Raw genomic sequence first — 19,032 nt, forward strand, 5'->3', positions numbered from 1 at the left:
CCGCGCGTTGCGGCGAAGGGCAGGCTTTGGTAAAAACCACCTCTGCCCCTGATCGAGAGAAAGCCCCACGTGCGCTCGTTTCTTCTTGCTGCCCTGGCCTTGTCGCCGTCCCTCGCCCTGGCCGATATCGCCTGGCCTGAGCTACCGAAAACCTGCTTCGTCAGCGGCCGTTCGGCCACCAGTACGGATGTCGACACTGGCTGCGCGGCGTTTCTGATCAATGTGAAGGGCAAGGCAGCGGGTACACCGATCAAGCTGGATATTCCCCAGTACGCGATGCACGTCGACGAAGCCACCGGCAAGGAAACACCGGTGATCATCATCCAGGCGGAAGAGAACGGTGAGGTTAAAGCCGTGGGTTACAAGGAGTTGGGCACCGATCAACTCGGCGCCGCGCTGTTAAGGGAAGTCAGGCTCTTGGGTACGAAAAAGCCCTCTTAGGACGAAGCTCAGCGAATCCAGCCACCAACCTGCCAGTGGTATCCATCATTGCGCTGCACCCAATGCGGATGCACATAACGATAGCCCTGGCGCACAGGCTCCCAATGGCCGTGTACCGCAACATAGCGCCCACCTTCCCAGCGCCAGTAACCACGCGACCATATGTAACCTTCGCGTACCGCAGGCTCGACCTCGATCACCTGCACCGGTGGCGGTTGTGGCGCAACCACCTCGACATACTCACGTTGTGGCGGTCGACGCTCATGCACGACACGCTCTTGCACACACCCGGATGCCGCAACGACCATGGCCGCCAATGCTGCGTAACGTAGCAACATATAACCCCCTCGGGCGCTGACGCCCAACACTTGCACCAGTAAAAAATGCCCCCGTATTTGAGCCACGCTCCTGCTAAGGCCTGGGTACTTTTTTAACAGGTGATGTCTGTCGGATTGCTGAACTGTTCTCACGGCCATGAAAAAGCCCGCTGACCGTCACCGGTTCAGCGGGCTTTTTTACAGTTGGACCTGAATCAGCGCCCTACCTGTTTTTACAGCGCCAGATCAGACGCCGGCTTGCTCGGCTCAGCCGCAGGCTTCGCAGCCTCGGTCGCCTTGGGAGCAGCCATTGCCGGGATCACCGGCGGTGTAGGCAGTTGCAGGATATTGGCGGTGTAGGCCCATTCCTTGGCAACGGCTTCAGGACTGTCGTTCAGCTTGGTGCCGTAGCTTGGCACGATCTGATGCAGCTTTTCCTGCCAGGCCGGAGTAGCCACCTTGTCCTTGAACACTTTCTGCAGCACGGTCAGCATGATCGGAGCCGCGGTGGACGCGCCTGGCGATGCACCCAGCAGGCCTGCGATGGTGTTGTCGGCGGAGCTGACCACTTCGGTACCGAGTTTCAGGACGCCGCCCTGCTCTTCGTCACGCTTGATGATCTGCACGCGCTGACCAGCTTGCCACAGGCGCCAGTCGGATTGCTTGGCGTTCGGGAAGTACTCTTGCAGCGCCTTGAAGCGGTCGTCATCGGACAGCATCAGTTGGCCAGCAAGGTACTCAACCAGTGGGTATTCACGAATACCGACTTTGGTCATTGGCCAGATGTTGTGGGTGGTGGTGCTGGTCAGCAGGTCCAGGTACGAGCCTTCTTTCAGGAACTTGGTCGAGAAGGTGGCAAATGGGCCAAACAGAATTACGCGCTTGCCATCCAGCACGCGGGTGTCCAGGTGCGGAACCGACATCGGTGGCGCGCCAACCGAAGCCTTACCGTAGGCCTTGGCCAGGTGCTGCTCGGCAACGGTTGGGTTATCGGTCACGAGGAACGAACCACCCACCGGGAAGCCAGCGTATTCCTTGGCTTCAGGAATGCCCGACTTTTGCAGCAGGTGCAGTGCACCGCCGCCGGCGCCGATGAACACGAACTTGGCGTCAGTTTCAGTCTTGGTGCCATCTTTCAGGTTTTTGTAGCTGACACGCCACGAACCGTCGGCGTTCTTGGTGATGTCCTGCACTTCGCTCGACAGTTTCAGGTCGAACTTAGGTGTGGTTTGCAGGTGAGCAACGAACTGGCGGGTGATCTCGCCGAAGTTCATGTCGGTACCCAGCGGGCTCCAAGTGGCCGCGATTTTCTGGTTCGGGTCACGCCCTTCCATCATCAGCGGAACCCATTTGGCGATCTGCGCCGGGTCTTCGGAGTACTGCATGCCGGCGAACAGCGGGCTCGCTTTCAGGGCTTCGTAGCGCTTCTTGAGGAACTTGATGTTGTCATCGCCCCACACAAAGCTCATGTGCGGAGTGGTGTTGATGAACGAACGAGGGTTCTTCAGCACGCCCTGCTGGACCTGCCAGGACCAGAACTGACGGGAGATCTGGAACGCTTCGTTGATCTCGACCGCTTTCGGGATCTCAACGTTGCCGTTCTTGTCTTCCGGGGTGTAGTTCAGCTCGGCCAGGGCCGAGTGACCGGTACCGGCGTTGTTCCAGCCGTTGGAGCTTTCTTCGGCCACGCCGTCGAGGCGCTCGACCATCTCCATCGACCAGTCCGGTTCCAGCTCGTTAAGCCAGACACCGAGGGTTGCACTCATGATGCCGCCGCCGATCAGCAGCACATCGACTTTCTTTGCCTCTTCCGCATGAACGGACGTGATCCCCAGCGACAAAGCCAGCCCCAGCAGGGCAGTGTTTACTTTTTTAAACATCAGTAGCACCTATGATAAAACGCCATCCGCCCCACTGCCCCTGATCATGGGCAACCCTCAATCACGCTACGCCAGGCAACGTACCGCGGGGTTTGCACACTCACACGAAGGCCACAGGGTGGGCACACAAAGCCGACGTATCGACCTCACTTTTATGTCCCTTCTGCGCTGACTTTTTATCTTTATTGGCTTCAGCAACCTGGGCGACAGTCAACCGCTGGGACGTATACGGATGTACGTACCAAGGAAAGACTAGACCAAGACGGCGCGCAGAATATCACGCCCGGCGTCGGATATGGACTCACCGGTCGAACGGCCATCAGTAGGCCAGCTTTTAAGATCTGTCTCATGTGCCTCCAAATCCCAGCATTGCACTATGGATTGGCTTACCCAAGGGGGGTAAGCAGACAACCATCCATCTCGTAAAGGGCATTGCAATGCTGAACAAACTGAGCCAAATCACTCTCGCATGCGGCGCTTGCTGGCTGCTGGCCGGTACCGCACAGGCTGCGGACGGGCAGATCCAATTCACCGGTTCCGTGACCGACAACGCGTGCACCATCAAAACCGGCGACGAGAGCAAGTCCGTGACACTCGATCCGGTGCGCATCGCTGACTTCGGGAAAACAGTGGGCGCCACCGCCAAGCCGAAAGCGTTCTCGATCAGCCTGGACAACTGCAGCACCGCGACCAAGAAAAACGTCGCGATTACCTTCAGCGGCCAGGAAGACGCCAGCGACTCCACCCTGCTGGGCCTGACCGGTGAAAACCAGGTCACAGGTATCGCGATCAAGATCGCTGACGCGCGTACCGGAAACGCGGTTCCACTGAATACCGCGACCGCCGACTACGACCTGCGAGCGATGTCCAACACCTTCAACTTCACCGCCGCCTATGTGCGCACCGCCGCCGATGTGACTACGGGCACGGGCGACGATGCAGTGACCACGTCTGGCATCGGCACCGGTCAAGTCAACGCCCTGGCCAGCTTCGACGTTACCTACAAGTAATTGCTCGTCAACACCGTGGGCCTGGCGCCGTCGCGCCGGCCTACGGACTTTTAAAGGTCTCCCCTCATGCGTTTGAAACTGTATTTTTTGCTCGCGCTCTTACCGCTCTGGCATGTCGCAGCAGCGGACGCCGCCGTGACAGTAGGCGCCACGCGCCTGATCTACAACGGCGCCTCCAACGAAGCCAATCTGAATGTGAGCAACCGCGAAGACACCTCGCCTTACCTGGTGCAGTCCTGGGTCAGCCGTTTCGGCGGCACCAGCGAAGAAAGCGTCGACAGCTTTATCGTCACCCCGCCGCTGTTCCGGCTCGACGCCAATAAGGAAAACATCCTGCGTGTGATCTTTGCCGGTGGCGCCGATGTGCCACAAGACCGTGAAAGCCTGTTCCTGATGAACGTCAAGGCGATCCCGGCCATGAGTGACGACCAGAAAGGCAAGAACGTGCTGCAGATCGCCCTCAAGACCACCATCAAGCTGTTCTACCGCCCCGCTGGCCTTAAAGGCGAACTCAAGGACGCGGTGGCGCAAGTGAACTGGAAGGCCAATGCCGGCGCGCTGATGTTCAACAACACGTCCAAATTCCATGTCGTGGTCAGCGAGCTGAAGCTCAACGGCCAGCCGATCACCCAGGCACCGGATGTGCTGCGCCCCGGCCAACAGCAGGAACTAGCGATCCAGGCCAAGCCCGGTGATGAAGTGCAAATGAGCTACATCGATGACTACGGCAGCGTCGTGACCGCCCCCGTCGTCCGCCTTCACTGATACCCAAGCGCCAACCTCGAAACGCCATTTCAGGAACGCCCATGCCCCGTTCACTCCCATTCATGCGCCGTTGCGCCATGAAGGCTTTCGGCTGCCCGATCGCGGCGGCCTTGGCCTTGCATTTGGCCCCTGCACAGGCTGGCTACGAGTTCGATGCGTCGTTCCTTGAGATCGGCGGCGGGCAGAGTTCGGCCGCCGTGAAACAACAGGTCAGCGCCATGAGCGAAGGCCAGTTGCCGGGGATTTACCGGGTAGACGTGTTGGTCAATGAGCATTCGGTCGAGCAGCGCGATGTACGCTTTATTCGCGCCAGCGGTACGTCGGACCGCTCCTCCACCGGGCTTTTCCCGTGCCTGGATACCGACTTTTTTCGTAGCCAAGGGGTTGCCGATACCGCCCTGCAAAACCGCAGCGACGCCGACGCTACCTGCATCGCGTTCGACCAAGGCCTGGCCGGGATGGTCTACGACTACGATTTCAACCGCCAGGTGTTGTCGATTGAGATCCCCCAAGCGTACCTGGGCAGCATCCCGTTTGAAGTACGCCGCCGGCAGTGGAGTGACGGCGAGCAAGTAGCGTTCACCAACTACAGCTTTTCCGGGAGTACGGTGGAGTCCGACACCGGCAGCCGCCAGGACCAGTTCGGCAGCCTGCGCAGCGGTATAAACGCCGGAGCCTGGCGGCTGCGCAATTTCTCCACCTGGCAGAAAGGCACAGGCGACACCGGGCGTTGGGAGTCGATGGAAACCTACGCCCAGCGCAACATGGGCAACATGATGGCGATTGCCACCGTGGGCGACTCCACCACCGAAGGTGACCTGTTCGACGCCATCCCCTATCGCGGGCTGGGCATTGCCTCGGACATGGACATGCTGCCGGACCAGGCCCGCCAATTCGCGCCAGTGATTCGTGGCATCGCCAACGGCCGCTCGCGGGTGATCATCCGCCAGCGCGGTTACGTGATCCATGAGCAGTGGGTGCCCTCGGGGCCGTTCGCGTTGACCGACCTGTACCCCACCGCCAGCAATGGCGACATTGAAGTCACCGTGGAAGGCCCCGATGGCCAGCGCCAGGTGTTTACCCAGTCGTTTTCGTCGGTGCCTTACATGCTGCGTGAGGGCCAACAGAGCTACTCGGTATTCGCCGGCCAGTACCGCCCGGCGCAAGCGACCACGCAGCAGGACACCCCGCGTTTTATCCAGGCGTCCCTGCGGCGCGGCCTGGCCGGCGGCACCACGCTGTTCGGCGGCAGCCTGCTGAGTGATCAGTACAGCGCCGGCCTGCTAGGGTTCGCCCACGACTTCGCCGGTTTCGGTGCGATTTCAGTGGACATGACCCACGCGCGCAGCGAAGCCATGGGCCCGGCAAAAACCACCGCCAGCGGCCAGTCGTTTCGCTTTCGCTACTCCAAAGCCCTGGCGGCCACCGACACCAACTTCAGCCTGATCGGTTATCGCTATTCCACCGGCGGCTACTACTCGTTCAACGAGGCGCTCAACAGCCGCACCAACGAGCAGTCGCTGGAGATGTACCGCAGCGGCCATATGAAGAGCAACTTCACCGCCAACGTGTCCCAGCAACTGGGCAGCTACGGCGGTGTGTATGCCAACGTGACGAAAACCAACTACTGGGACAAGAGCAATGCCGACACCTCGATTCAACTGGGCTACAGCGCCAGCGTCGGGGACATTTCCTACACACTCGGCTTGAGCGCTAACAAAGGGGACAGCAGCAATGACCGCACGCTGTCCCTGAGCATCAGCATGCCGCTGGGCGGTACACGCAACCAGCGTGTATCGGTCAACGCGAACCAGAGCGCGCGGGGCACGGCCTCGCGCACGGCGACGTTGAGCGGCAATGCGCTGGAGGACGACACCCTGGCCTACAGCGCTGGCGTGTCGCAGCAAGTCAACGCTAATGACCGCGTGATGGGCAGCACGTTTGCCGCGCGCTATGACGCGCCCAACGCCATCGTGCACGGTGGCTATAACGAGACCTCCGGTAGCCGGCAGCTGGACATGGGCATCGAGGGCTCGGTGGTCGCCTATGACCGCAATCTTATTTTCAGTCAGCCTCTGGGCGAAACCAACGTGATCGTGGCCACACCCGGCGCCGCAGACGTGGGAATCGCCAACAAGCGGGGTGTGCGCACCAATGCCAATGGCTACACGGTGGTGCCGTCTGCCCTGCCCTACCGCAAGAACCGTATGTCGCTGGACACCCAGTCGATGCCGGCTGACGTCGACATCGCCCAACTGGTGCAGGAGGTCACGCCGAATCGCGGTGCCTTTGTGCTGGCGGACTTCGAGACCCGCAAAGGCCAACGCATTCTGTTCCGCATCATCGATGCACGCGGCGAAGCGGCACCGTTTGCCGCCAAGGCCGAACTGTTCGCCCCGGATGGGCGCTCTTTGGGTAGCACACTGGTGGCTGACAAGGGCCGTGCGTACCTGAGCGGCGTACCGGCGCAGTCACGCCTGTTGATCAGCGTGGATAACCAGCCGTGGTGCAGCCGCGAATTGAAACTGGACGATAAAGGGCCTGCCGAGGGTGGGATTACACAACTGAACATTCAATGTGAGCGCGCGGCCGGTGGGTCGGGTGCCAAGGATTCGTAAGTAATGATCATGAAAATCAAGCCTGGAAACTGCTTGCTGAAGCTCATGACACTGGTGGTACTGGGTTGGCTGTCGCCTCAAGCACAGGCTTTTATCAGTGGAAGCATAAAATGCTCTCTCTCGGGCTATCCATCCAACGGTTACGAATTCGCCGCCGGAGCCGAGATGAAAGTCCCATTCAGCGGTACCTGCACAGCGGTACGTACCTACCCGTCTGGCGCAGGTACCAATTTGGAAATCACGGCGATTTCCGGAGCGTCCCCCGCTAACCTGCAGGTCCTGGACCCCTATAGCAACACCTATATGCTTCAACTGCCGCTGGGCAGTTGGGGAGCCGCATGCTTGGGTGGGACTTGCGCGCCCATACTCGCCGGACGCTCGGTTTCTTACGTGTACTACGTAGTGGGAACCGCCCCGAGTACGCCGGGCCGGCGCACCGCGAGAGTGAAGCTTGGCGTGACCTCTACAGGTGGTTGGCAGGCCTATGCGGAATGGTTCCATGAGTGGCTATTCATCTACAACGTCCGCGCCGTCAGTTGCAGCTTGAGTTCTCCGAGCGCCGTCAACTTGAAATTCGGCACTATCAGCAGCGCTAATCTCAGCGCCGTTTCGCAGTCGACCAGCGTGTCACTCAATTGCCCGTCGTCGATGCGCGCCAACGTGACCTTGACGCCGAGCCAGTCAGTGGTCAACGCCAATACCGGAGTATCACGCACCACGCTTGCGGGGCTGAACATGCAGGCTATCTGGACCGACAGCGGCAACCCGGTGGTTTTTACCAGCCCGCGCGCGATGCTACTGAGGGCCGGCAGCAACAGCGTGAATTTGAGTTTCAAGCCGCAACTGGAGGCTGGGAAATCGCCTGCCGGTGCGTTCCAGAGCCAATACACCCTGAACATCAATTACCAATGAGACTTTCATGAAAACGTCATTGCTCGCCCTGGTACTGCTCGGCACTGCCGCCCAGGCCGCCGACACCGTGAATATCACCGTAAGCGGCACCCTCACCCGACCGCCCTGCGTACTGACTTCTGGCACCTCCCTCACGGCAGCATTCGGTAATGTGCGCACCGACCAGGTCGCCACCACCGATACCGTAGCGGTTCCCGTGAAAATGACCTGCCCGGCTGGCTCATCGCTGAACGTAAGCTTCGCTTCCAGCAAAGGCACGCACACCGACACCGTGGCCAAGACCACGGCCGACAACCTCGGCGTTTCGCTGTTGTGGGCAGACAATACGGTGGCCAACCTCAAAGGCACCGCCAAGGCCTACAGCAACCTGAGCGGCAACGTCGACATCAGCCTCAAGGCGAAGCTGATCGCACAAGGCACCCTGACGCCGGGCGCGTTCACCTCGTCGATCGTCATGACCATCAACTACCTATGAAAGCGCTTATCTGGATACTGCTGGCGGTGACCGGCACGGCGGTTGCGCAACCGGCGGATGAGGCGAAGATCGATGTCAGCGGCAAGTTGATCGCGCCGCCCTGCACACCACGTTTTCCCACCTCGCAACAGTTGAAACTGGGTGACGCCAACCTCAACCAGTTGGTCGATGACAGCGTCGCCGCTACCGACGTACCGCTGATCTTCGACTGCCAAGCTGACAGCCAGGTGAGCCTGACGTTTTCAGCGGGGTTGGGCAGCGCTGACAACCAGACCCTGCTCACCAATCGCGCTGGTCTGGGACTGCGCCTGGGGCTGTTGAATAAAAGCGCGAAGGCCGATTTCAGTCTGGGAGAAACCAGCAACTGGACGGTGGAAAAAGAACCATTGGAACTGACCCTACGAGTCAAGCCGGTGACCGTGGGCGAACTGCCCGAAGCGGGCAGCTACAGCGCAACGCTGTTGATGCAGATGACGTACCGCTAACCCCCCTACTGAAACTGCCGGGCCTCGATGCAATAGGTCAGCAGCGCCTGATCACTGTCCACATCCAGCTTGCGCATGGCCGAGATCTTCTGTGCGCTGACGGTCTTGTTGCTGCGGCTCAATTGCCTGGCAATGTCGCTGACACTCATCCCCGTGACGAATAAACGCAGCACCTCCATCTCCCGCGGCGACAAGCTCTGGAACCGCTCCTGCACCTGAAACCCGTTGCCCACCACCGACGTCGCCGCCGGCATCGGTGCCCGGTAACTGCGCTGGGCACTGATGGCGCCCAGGGCTTTCTCGATTTCACCGTGCAGGTGGTTCTTCTGGATCACGCCGGCCACGCCCAACTCCTGCAAACGCGTGAGGATCAGGCTGTTGGAGATCATGGTCAGCACCAACACTTGGGTCTCGGGGAAGTGGCGCAGGATGTACTCGATCAACTTCAGGCCATCGCCATAAGTGTCATCGCCGGGCATGTTGAAATCGGTGATCAGCACTTGCGGCCGATGGCTGCGCAACTGCTCGATCAACTGCGTCGAACTGACCGCCTCGCCCACCAGGCGGTAGCGGGCGTCGCGCTGCACGATTTCGCGCACGCCCACCAACACGATGGGATGGTCATCGGCTATGACGACGTTCATGTCTCGCATGGTTCAGCTCTCTTGTAGGGGGCGTTCATCAGGTGGATGACTCGGCCAGCAGGCACTGCGCGACGGCCGTCAAGCGCGCGCACAACACACGGATCTGCGTGGTGGCATGGCTGTCCAACGGGCCATCGTAGAGGGTGTTTTCCCATGTCTGACAGGCGTTGGACAACAGCCCGGCGCGCACGCTGGCCAGCGCGCCGTTGAGGCTGTGCAGGCGTTGGCGCACCCGATCGGAGTCGCCGGCGTCCAGGCCCTGTTCAATGAGTTGCACGTCGACCAGCAGGGTCTCGCCCATCAGTTTGCGCATGGACGGCGACAGCTCGATCCAGCCTTCGCGGTCGCGGTCCGGCGCCGGTGTCGTCAGGGCCGTGGCGCGCCTGCAGTGCGCCATCAACGCCTGGCGCAACATGCTCAGGCTCAGCGGTTTGACCACCCAGGCATTCATGCCCACCGCGAGGCAGCGTTCGCCTTCCTCGCGCAACGCATTGGCGGTGACGCCGATAATCGGCACCTGCACGCCCTGTTCGCGCAAGGCGCGGGCCAGGTCGTAACCATTGAGGCGCGGCATGTTGATGTCGGTGATCACCAGATCAAAAGGCTGCGAGCCCCAGATCTGCAACGCATGCTCGCCGTCCCGCGCCACGGTGGCCTGGGCCCCGAGCGCTTCGAGCTGCTCCTGCAATACCGCCTGGCTGACCGGGTTGTCTTCGGCCACCAGCACCCGCACGTTCAGGCACGGCGCATCCAGACAGGGCGAGGCCAGCGCCGGGCTGATGGCTGAGGGTACAGAAGTGAGAATCGGCAAGGTAATGAACAGCGAAAAACTGCTGCCAAGGCCCGGTTCGCTGACCACGCGCATGCTGCCGCCCATCAATTCACTGAGGCGCGAGCAGATCGACAGCCCAAGGCCCGCGCCATTGCCATCCTGGCCGCCGGCCACTTGGTAGAACGGTTTGAAGAGCTGTTCCACGGCCTTTTCCGGAATGCCCACGCCGGTGTCGGTGACTTGCCATTGCAAGGCGACTTCCTGCTCGAACAGCTGTTGCACGGTGAGGCGCAAACGCACGCGGCCGGAGTCGGTGAACTTGATCGCATTGCCCAACAGGTTGTGCAGGATCTGCCGAATGCGCCCGGCATCGCCGCGCAGTTGCTGTGGCACCTGCGGGTCGATCTCGGCGTCGATCTGCAAGCCTTTGTTGCGCGCCGTGGCGGTGAACGCCAGCACCGACTCGTCCACCAGTTGATGGGGATCGAAGGCAGCCGCCTCCACCGCCATTTGCCCGGACTCGATCTTCGACACGTCGAGCACGTTGCTGATCAACTGGAACAGCACAGTGGACGAGCCCTGGATGATTTCCAGGTACTGACGCTGGCGCTCGCTCATGTCGGTCAGGGCCATCAGTTCCAGATTGCCCAGCACGCCATATAAGGGGGTGCGGATCTCATGGCTCATGGTCGCGAGGAACACCGTCTTGGCCTCGTTGGCGGCGGTGGCTTCCTGACGGGCCTGGTTCAGTAATTGGGCTTCGTCCACATGCCGCGTGATGTCGTTGCAGCCGCAAAGAAATACGTCGTCGCCCTCGTAGCGCGCGGCCACCACCACAACCTGCAAATAACGGCCGTCCACCGCGAGGCACATTTCGCCGGGGGTGTCGGCGCCGTCGTTGGCCTTGAGTACTGCCAGCAAGGAAGCGGTGCCGCCCAATTGCAGGGCGCGCTGGTTCTCCAACAGCAGTTGCGTGTCGCTGCGCCGCACCACGCACAGCCCGGCCGGGGCGTTGTGGAGCATGATGCGGTTGAACGCTTCGCTCTCGAACAGCCGCTCCTGAGCGCGCTGCGCCGGGATGACGATGCGCGTCTTGTACCAATGATTGATCCACCAACCCAGCAGCATGGCGGCGAGGAACGTGAGGCCGAGACCGAGCAGCGGCCATTTGGCGTAGCGCAGGAAGTCCTGATAGGTGATGGCGTACAAGCCGGTCCAGCGTTCACCGCCCGCGCTGGTCATCTTGAAGCGCAAGCCCTGGCGGCTGAAGCTCAAGCCCATCGGCGCCATCCGTTCGTCGCCGAGGCTGCCGAGCAACACGTCGCCCTCGGGCGCGATCAGGGTGAACTGGTTGTAGACCGACAGTCGCAACACCCGCTCGAACTCATCGACCTGGGACGTATCCACCACCGCCGCCAAGGCCAGCAAGCCCTGGCCTTGAGCAGCCGGCAACACAGCGCCGGGCACATCAAGACCGATCATGGCGACCACGCTGCGGCTGTCGTGATACAGCTGCGACGGCGCGCGCATCCAGCGCACGCGGCTGTCATTGAGCAAGGCAGCCTGGCGCTGTTGCAATTCATGCAAGCGCCCGACCACCTCGCGGTACTGTCCGGGCAACAACGGCTGATGCTGGCGTAGGCCGCCAATGCCGGGCACAGCGAGGCTGGTGAGGTTGTCAGGGGTGAGCACGAACAGCTGTGGCGATGCATAAAACGAGCTGGCCCAATAGCCGCCATAGTAGTCGGTCAATTGCACGCCAAATGCCAGCGCGCGCCGTGTGTCATCCGCCGATAAGCCGGGATCGTGGGACAAGGTGAACGGCAGCGAGAGCGCAAACCCCTTGGCCTGCAACACCACCTGCCCTGCGTCGCGCTGCACCTCCACCACCGACGTCGATTGCACCGCCGGCAACGGCGGCGAGTTGCGCTGGCTGTAACCGCTGGCCACATTGCGCAGAAACGCCTCATGCTCATGGATGATTTCCACCACACGGGCAAAGTGAAACTGGATCTTTTCCTGTTCGGCTTCCAACAAACGCGACACTGCCCAATAGCAACTGCTGGACAGCAGCAAGGCGAGCCCGGTGAGCAACAACAGGGCTTTGTTCAGGCGTTGAGAGCTTTGCGCCAGCTTGTCCAGGCGCAGACTTGCATGTTTCATCGTCAGTACCGCGAAAAGCCTGGAATCAGGACGTAGGGCCTATGCTTCATCCGGCATTGACCGATAACACCCGGCTGACCGGATGACCCTTCCTCTGGGCTTCTTGACTGTGTGACCCCGGCCGTTCAGATAAGTGCTGGCGCAGGGCCATCTTCGATCAACAGCGCGCTGAATTTTTCGGCAGCGACGCCGTGGGAAATCAAGAAGCCTTGCACCTGGTCGCAGCGAAAACGCCTCAGCACCGCCAGCTCAGCCTGGGTTTCGGCGCCTTCGGCGATGGTCGTCAGGCCCAGTTTGCGGCCCAGTTCGATGATGCTTTGCAAGGCCGACGCCAGGTGTTCGTTGTCTGCACAACCGTGCACCAGTGAGCGGTCGATCTTGACCTCGTTGAACGGCGTAGACACCAGGTTGAAGTAAGAACTGAAGCCCTTGCCAAAATCATCCTGGGCCAGACCGAAGCCCATCAGGCGCAGGCGACATGCTCCAGCGTAGTAGTTGCTGGCCAACTGTGTGGTGGAGCTTTCCATCAGTTCGAAGGTGATTTGCCGGGGCTCCGCGTCGCGCTGCAGCACTTGGGCCAGCAAGCGATCGACCAGGTCGCACTGGTCGAGCAGATGGGTTGGCAGGTTGATCGATACCGGCAACCGGTAGCCGAGCTGCGCCCACTGGGCCTGGGCGGTCAGGGTCTGGGCGAGGATGCAGGACAGCAGTTGGGTTTCCAGGCCCTGGCGTTCGATCTCGCCGAGAAACTCGGCGGGCATCAGCAGGCCCTCCTGCGGGTGGACCCAGCGAGCCAGGGCTTCGGCGCCGACAATACGCCCGTCGTGCAGGGATTTCTTGGGCTGGAACCAGGCCTGGATCTCACCGTTGGTCAATGCGCGGGCCAGGGTGTCCCGCGCCAGGTTGACGCCGCGATGGCAACACGGCGTGCGCGCCTGTTCAGCCAGCCGGTCGAGGCAATCGCGCAGGCTGCGCACCTGCGGATCGCTGATCGGTTTGGACAGTAATCCAGCCACCGTCAGGCCCAGGTTGCCCGCGACCTCCCCGGCCCCCACCAACATGCGCCGCGAAGCCACACTCATCAGCGCCAACGCGGGCGGCGCCTGCAGGCCGGCCAGTTGCTGGATCAGTTGCACACCGTCCATCCCCGGCATCATCAGGTCGCTGAGCAACAGGTCGTAATGCTGGCTGGCCAGGCGCTGCAACGCGGTGGCGCCATCCCAGACCGCGTCGACGTCAAACCCGCCGATGGCCTGGAACACGTTGATCAGGTACTCATGCTGAAAGGGATGGTCTTCCACGATGAGCACGCGATAGGCACTCAAGGCTCGCTCCTTTGAAAGCGCTGCAGGCACTGATAGAGCGCGCGCAGGGTAAACGGCTTGACCAGGCAGTGGTCCATGCCGGCGCTGAGGCAACGCTCGGCTTCGTCGAGCATCGCGTTGGCCGTGGCGCCGATGATCGGCAGCGAACAGCCCAAGCGGCGAAGTTGTTCGGTGAGTTCGTAGCCGTTCATGCGCGGCATGTTGACGTCGGTGAGGACCATGTCAAAGGGGCGCTCGCCCCACAGCGACAGCGCTTCGATACCGTCGCCGGCGAGCACCACGGTGCAGCCGAGTTCTTCCAACTGATCGCGCAGGATCAATTGGTTGATCAGGTTGTCTTCAGCCACCAGCAGACGCAGGTTCAGGCTGACCTCGGCGGGCGCCTCGCGGGGGATGGGCGACAGGTGTTCCTCGATGCCCTGGGCGCGGCTGACGGCACGATTGAGCGCGTGCAGGTTGTTCAAGCCGATCTGCCAACACGCGCCCGGTCCCAGCGAGACGCCATGCTCATCAGCCGATGCAACTACCCGTGGGCCCGACCAGCGAAGCCGCGCAGCATCGACCGCGCCAGGATAAAGCTCGACCAGCACCGCGCCGGGGTCTGTGGCGACGGATTCGGGCACGCCCAATTGCGCCCGCGCACCCCAGCGCCGCAACCAGCCCCCGATGCTCTCGGCCAGTTCGCGTACCGGTGACACCACATAGACCCGCTCGCCCAACAACGGCAAGGCCCAGGGTTGATCGTCGGTGACCTGCTCCAACGGCAAGTTGAAGGTAAAACTGCTGCCCAGGCCCGGCTCGCTGACCACACGCAACGTGCCGTTCATCAAGTGCACCAGGCGCTTGCAGATCGACAGCCCGAGCCCGCTGCCCGCCACCACATTGGCGTTGCCGCTGGCCTGGAAGAACGGCTCGAACAAATCGGGCTGGTCGTGCGCCGCAATGCCTTTGCCGGTGTCGACCACCTGCCACTGCAACATGCTGCGCTCGCCCTCACGGCTTTCCAGGCGTAAACGCAGGACGATGCGCCCGCTCTCGGTGAATTTGAGCGCGTTGTTGAGCAGGTTGTTGAGGATCTGCCGAATCCGTGTGACATCGCCGCGCACGCGTTCGGGGGTGTGCGGGTCGAGGCAACTGAACAATTGCAGGCCCTTGCTCTGGGCGGCACCGGCATAGCCTTGAATCACTTCCTGCACCAGTTCCAGCGGAGAAAACACCGTGAGTTCCAGGGACAACTGCCCGGCTTCGATCTTGGAGACATCCAACACGTCGCAGATCAATTGCAGCAGGTTCGCGGAGGAACCTTCGATGGCATTCAAGTAGCCGCGCTGCTGGTTGTTGAGCTCGGTGCGGGCAAGCAACTCCAAGGTGGCCAGCACGCCATACAACGGCGTGCGGATCTCGTGGCTCATGGTTGCGAGGAACAGGGTCTTGGCCTCGTTGGCCGCATCCGCCAGGGTTCGCGCCTGCTCCAGCGCCAACTCGACCTGTTTGCGCTCGCTGATGTCGCTGAAGGCACAGATCAACACTTCTTCACGTTGGTAACGGGTAGGTGCAAAGCTCAGGAACAGGTGGCGACCATCGGCCATCTGCAACTCGTCGGTGCTGCCGTGTTCGGCGTCATGGAAGGCACGGCGAACCCAGTCGAGACACAGTTGCCGGCGCTCCTGGCCCTTGCCCAGCCATTGGCGCGACAACGGGTTTTCCAGCACCACTTCACCGTCACTGCGCCGTAGCACACACAAGGCCACCGGGGCGATCCGAATGACCGCGCTGCTGAACGCTTCGCTCTCCACCAACGCTTCGATGCGATTGGCCGCCGGGATGATCAGGCGCTGGTCGATGCGCCGTACCAGGCGCACCATCAGCAGGCTCGACAGAGCGCACAGCAGCAAGCAGACCAGCAACGGCAGCGCCAGGCTGGGCAACAGCGAGCTCAACTCCAGGCTGTAGACGATCTGCCAGTGCGAATAGCCCAAGTGCTTGCGGATCGCCAGGCGGTCGGGCAACCAGCGGCTGCCTTCCCAGCCGAAACTGGCGGTGGAGTGATACTGGCGCAACACCTGCGCCGCCGCCGGTTGATGGGGCGCGCTGCTGAAAATCAGCTGGCCCGCGCCGTCGAGCAACATGAAGTCGCCGGCCTTCTCATGCTGCAAGGCGTTGATCAGGTCCGGTCCGTCCACCTCTAATCCAAGCCAGCCCGATGAAGGACTGCGCTCGTCCAGGCGCGTAAAAATGTACAGCGATGAATCCAGGCGACTCTGCTCGGTCAGCCACAGCTCATCGCTGACCGACACCTTGCCGGTATCCACCGCCATCAAGCGTTTCAACACCGACTCCGGTACGGCTCCCGGCGCTTCGCCCACGGTAAACAGGCGCTCGACCAGCGGCGTGGCACGCTGCGGCACGTAAATCAGGTTGACCTGGTTGGCCTGCAAGTAATCAAGCATGCGTCGGGTCAGCCACAGGCTCCAGATATTGCCTGCTTCACCGAGGGTGATATGCACTTCTTCGGCCGGCACTTCATTGAGATTGCCCACAGGCGGCGTCTTATGGCTGACGGTGGACAGGCCGAGGCTCTTCAACAGCGTCTGGCGGCTGACGAAAAAACTCTGTGCGTCGGAAATCGCCTCGTTCATATAACTGCGCCGCAGCGAAATTTCCTCGCTGAATGCCGCACGCAGATAACTGTAAGCCCCCACATAAACGCCGAGCACCAACGCAAAGGCAAACAAACGCAACAACTTGCGGGCTGCCTTGGGCGTCGAGAAGGTTGAATCGAGGGGTTGCAGGAAATGTTTGAGTTTCATCGCCCAAAGGTTAGGGATGAGCAGGAGCCGGGTGAATAAGACGGATCTCAAAGGCCGGCGCCGCGATGGGATGGAACTCAGGCGTAATCCGCTGTTCTAGACTCCTTCGTGGCCGCCTCGTTAGGATCGGCGGCTCGTCTTTCCCTCCTGCACAGAGCGATCCATGTCTATCCAGCAAACACCCGGGCACGTATTGCCCGCGCGCAGCGCCGCCAAAATGGAAGCCGCCATGGCCGTGGGCGCTTTCGCGATCGGTACCGGCGAATTCGCGATCATGGGCCTGATGCCCGACATCGCCCAGAACCTGGGGTTGAGCGAACCTCAGGTCGGCCACGCCATCAGCGCCTATGCGCTGGGCGTGATGGTCGGCGCGCCGCTGCTGGCGATCCTCGGCGCCAAGCTGCTGCGCAAACATATGTTGTTGCTGTTGATGGGCTTGTACGCGCTGGGCAACTTCGCCACGGCATTCACGCCCACCTTCGGTTCGCTGGTGGCGTTCCGCTTTATCAGTGGCCTGCCCCACGGCGCCTATTTCGGCATCGCTGCCGTAGTCGCCTCCAGCATGGTGCCGAACGACAAACGCGCCGGTGCCGTCGCCCGCGTCATGATGGGCCTGACCTTGGCCATGCTGCTCGGCAACCCCATCGCCACCTTCCTCGGCCAACACCTGGGCTGGCGCTCGGCGTTCGCGCTGGTCAGCGTGATTGCGCTGTGCACCATCGCCCTCGTCTGGCAATTCGTGCCGCACCGCCATGACGAAGAACGCAGCGACCCACGCAAGGAACTGCGTGCCTTCACCAAACCCCAGGTGTGGATGGCACTGTCCATCGGCGCAATCGGGTTTGCCGGGATGTTCTGCGTGTTCAGCTACCTGGCACCGACCATGCTCGAAGTGACCAAAGTCTCGCCACAGTGGATTCCCTTCGGCCTCGCCGCGTTTGGCGTGGGCGGGATCATCGGCAATATCGCCGGCGGCAAGCTGTTTGATCGCATGCAGTTTCGCGCGGTGGGTTGGATCCTGGTGTGGTCGATTGGCGTATTGCTGTTCTTTCCGTTCGCAGCGGCATCGCTGTGGGGCGTGCTGCTGAGCATGGGCCTGGTCGGCACCATGGTGGCGTTGGCTGCACCGTTGCAGATCCGCCTGATGGACATCGCCCACGAAGCGCCAAGCCTGGCGGCAGCGTCCAACCATGCGGCATTCAACTTGGCGAACGCGCTGGGCCCGTGGTTTGGCGGCATGGCGATCACGGCCGGGTTGGGCTGGACCAGCACCGGCTATATCGGCGCAGTCACAGCGTTGGCCGGGTTGGGGATCTATCTGATTGCACGACGGATGAAAGGCGGGGAATAAACGAATAGAACCGGTTGAAATCAGGCATCAACGCCAGGAAACGCTCAGATAACCCTACGTGAAAAATATTTCATTTCCAGACAGGTTACGTTCAGGTTGGATCCAATAGATCGTGCATGTAACATGTCTGTAATACTTTTCCGAATGACAAGGATGTGTTTTGAGCTTTCCCGATAGAAATGTGCTTGAGAATTTTCCCGCAACGCTCAATCACGGCAACGCGACGGTGTTCACCACACACACCAGCGACGACGGAGTCCACCAAGCGATTCAGGACCTGATCGACACTCGCCATCAACTCAAAAACCGCATCAGCGCGCCGTTGAAAGGCATGGAGAACGATCTGTTCGCCAAGTCCCAGCCGTTGGACAGCCTGCGTCCTAAACTGCGCGTCACCTTCGGACGCTCCAAACGCGACGGCACATTCGACTGGCCCGTTGAGGAAGTCATCAACACCCTGGGCGCGCAGAAGCGCGGCGCACCGGTCGCCGGACTGCGTGGTTTCGGTTACAGAAAATCTGCGCTTGGCCTAATCCAGGAATTCTTCATCTTCACCGAGATGCTCGACGGCTACCTCAGCGGCCTGGAATGGCTCAAGCAGGAACGCGACGTCGTGAGCCTGATCACCGCGTCATTCAAATTGCTGCGCGCCTTGCACAGCAAACACATCATCCACATGGACTTCTGGGCCAACAATGTGATGGTCGACCCGCAGCACCCCACGTGCGCCAAGGCGATTGACCTGGAGAACTGCTTCCTCACCCAGACTGACTACCTCACCGAAGTGCTGGCCTTTCAATTCGGCTTCTATTATCGACGCGAGGTCTTCCGCTTTGTGATCGAGCAGGATTACGACCGCATGGTGATGGAAGAACTGGTCAACTATCCCGGTATCGACCGTGCGCGCTTTGACGAGATGTACACACTCAGCAAGCACGAAAACATCAGCCGCCGGGCACGGCGTGAGATTTTCCATAAAGGCACTGTCGAAGTGGGCTGACGCAGCCCTGCCTGTAGTAGCGGGCTTGCACAGGGCCGGGCGAGAAAGTGCGGGAAATTTCCTG

15 protein-coding genes are annotated in these 19,032 nt (G+C 61.2%); 9 read left to right on the forward strand and 6 right to left on the reverse strand.

Features of this window, described 5'->3' with window-relative positions; all coding sequences use genetic code 11:
• The first annotated feature begins 69 nt into the window (after positions 1–69).
• Entirely contained in the window at positions 70–441 is a 372-nt protein-coding gene (locus tag ACVWXD_RS16985; protein WP_032888869.1) for a hypothetical protein, read from the forward strand.
• Positions 442–449: 8 nt separating this feature from the next.
• Here ACVWXD_RS16985 and ACVWXD_RS16990 read toward each other — a convergent pair whose 3' ends face one another.
• Positions 450–779 carry a YXWGXW repeat-containing protein gene (locus ACVWXD_RS16990; RefSeq protein WP_095184329.1) on the reverse strand — a complete coding sequence of 110 codons (330 nt, stop codon included), beginning with the start codon at positions 777–779 and terminating at the stop codon, positions 450–452.
• 212 nt (positions 780–991) lie between these two features.
• On the reverse strand, positions 992–2,638 hold the full coding sequence (mqo, locus tag ACVWXD_RS16995) for a malate dehydrogenase (quinone) (RefSeq protein ID WP_032888867.1): 1,647 nt from the start codon (positions 2,636–2,638) through the stop codon (positions 992–994).
• Positions 2,639–3,075: 437 nt separating this feature from the next.
• On the opposite strand from mqo, the gene ACVWXD_RS17000 reads away from it, so the two are divergent.
• From ACVWXD_RS17000 to ACVWXD_RS17025, 6 genes are all read left to right on the forward strand, one after another.
• A complete protein-coding gene (locus tag ACVWXD_RS17000) occupies positions 3,076–3,648 on the forward strand; it encodes a fimbrial protein (RefSeq protein WP_032888865.1) in 573 nt (190 codons plus the stop codon).
• Between the two features lie 66 nt (positions 3,649–3,714).
• Complete coding sequence (locus ACVWXD_RS17005; RefSeq protein ID WP_032888863.1) at positions 3,715–4,413, forward strand: fimbrial biogenesis chaperone; 699 nt, start codon at positions 3,715–3,717, stop codon at positions 4,411–4,413.
• Positions 4,414–4,454: 41 nt separating this feature from the next.
• Positions 4,455–7,031 (forward strand): fimbria/pilus outer membrane usher protein, encoded by a 2,577-nt coding sequence (locus ACVWXD_RS17010; protein WP_260366612.1) that lies wholly within the window; start codon positions 4,455–4,457, stop codon positions 7,029–7,031.
• A 3-nt stretch (positions 7,032–7,034) separates the two neighbouring features.
• Positions 7,035–7,943, forward strand: a complete 909-nt coding sequence (locus tag ACVWXD_RS17015) for a fimbrial protein (protein WP_457371202.1) — start codon at positions 7,035–7,037, stop codon at positions 7,941–7,943.
• A 7-nt stretch (positions 7,944–7,950) separates the two neighbouring features.
• Positions 7,951–8,418, forward strand: coding sequence for a fimbrial protein (locus tag ACVWXD_RS17020; RefSeq protein WP_095184177.1), 468 nt, complete (start codon positions 7,951–7,953; stop codon positions 8,416–8,418).
• Positions 8,415–8,903, forward strand: coding sequence for a fimbrial protein (locus ACVWXD_RS17025; RefSeq protein ID WP_181643964.1), 489 nt, complete (start codon positions 8,415–8,417; stop codon positions 8,901–8,903). The genes ACVWXD_RS17020 and ACVWXD_RS17025 overlap by 4 nt, the downstream gene beginning before the upstream one ends.
• 5 nt (positions 8,904–8,908) lie before the next feature.
• Here ACVWXD_RS17025 and ACVWXD_RS17030 read toward each other — a convergent pair whose 3' ends face one another.
• From ACVWXD_RS17030 to ACVWXD_RS17045, 4 genes are all read right to left on the reverse strand, one after another.
• Positions 8,909–9,556, reverse strand: coding sequence for a response regulator (locus tag ACVWXD_RS17030; RefSeq protein ID WP_032888855.1), 648 nt, complete (start codon positions 9,554–9,556; stop codon positions 8,909–8,911).
• A gap of 28 nt (positions 9,557–9,584) precedes the next feature.
• On the reverse strand, positions 9,585–12,482 hold the full coding sequence (locus ACVWXD_RS17035; protein WP_181643965.1) for a hybrid sensor histidine kinase/response regulator: 2,898 nt from the start codon (positions 12,480–12,482) through the stop codon (positions 9,585–9,587).
• Positions 12,483–12,607: 125 nt separating this feature from the next.
• Complete coding sequence (locus tag ACVWXD_RS17040) at positions 12,608–13,807, reverse strand: EAL domain-containing response regulator (RefSeq protein ID WP_032888851.1); 1,200 nt, start codon at positions 13,805–13,807, stop codon at positions 12,608–12,610.
• Positions 13,804–16,617, reverse strand: coding sequence for an ATP-binding protein (locus ACVWXD_RS17045; RefSeq protein ID WP_457371203.1), 2,814 nt, complete (start codon positions 16,615–16,617; stop codon positions 13,804–13,806). Before ACVWXD_RS17045 ends, ACVWXD_RS17040 begins: the two co-directional genes overlap by 4 nt.
• A gap of 163 nt (positions 16,618–16,780) precedes the next feature.
• On the opposite strand from ACVWXD_RS17045, the gene ACVWXD_RS17050 reads away from it, so the two are divergent.
• The gene (locus ACVWXD_RS17050) at positions 16,781–17,968 is read left to right on the forward strand and encodes an MFS transporter (RefSeq protein ID WP_032888847.1); all 1,188 of its coding nucleotides are present in this window, start codon (positions 16,781–16,783) and stop codon (positions 17,966–17,968) included.
• 160 nt (positions 17,969–18,128) lie between these two features.
• Entirely contained in the window at positions 18,129–18,968 is an 840-nt protein-coding gene (locus tag ACVWXD_RS17055; protein WP_260366614.1) for a lipopolysaccharide kinase InaA family protein, read from the forward strand.
• Positions 18,969–19,032 lie beyond the last annotated feature (64 nt).

The sequence above is a fragment of the Pseudomonas sp. TE3911 genome (genome assembly GCF_054062775.1).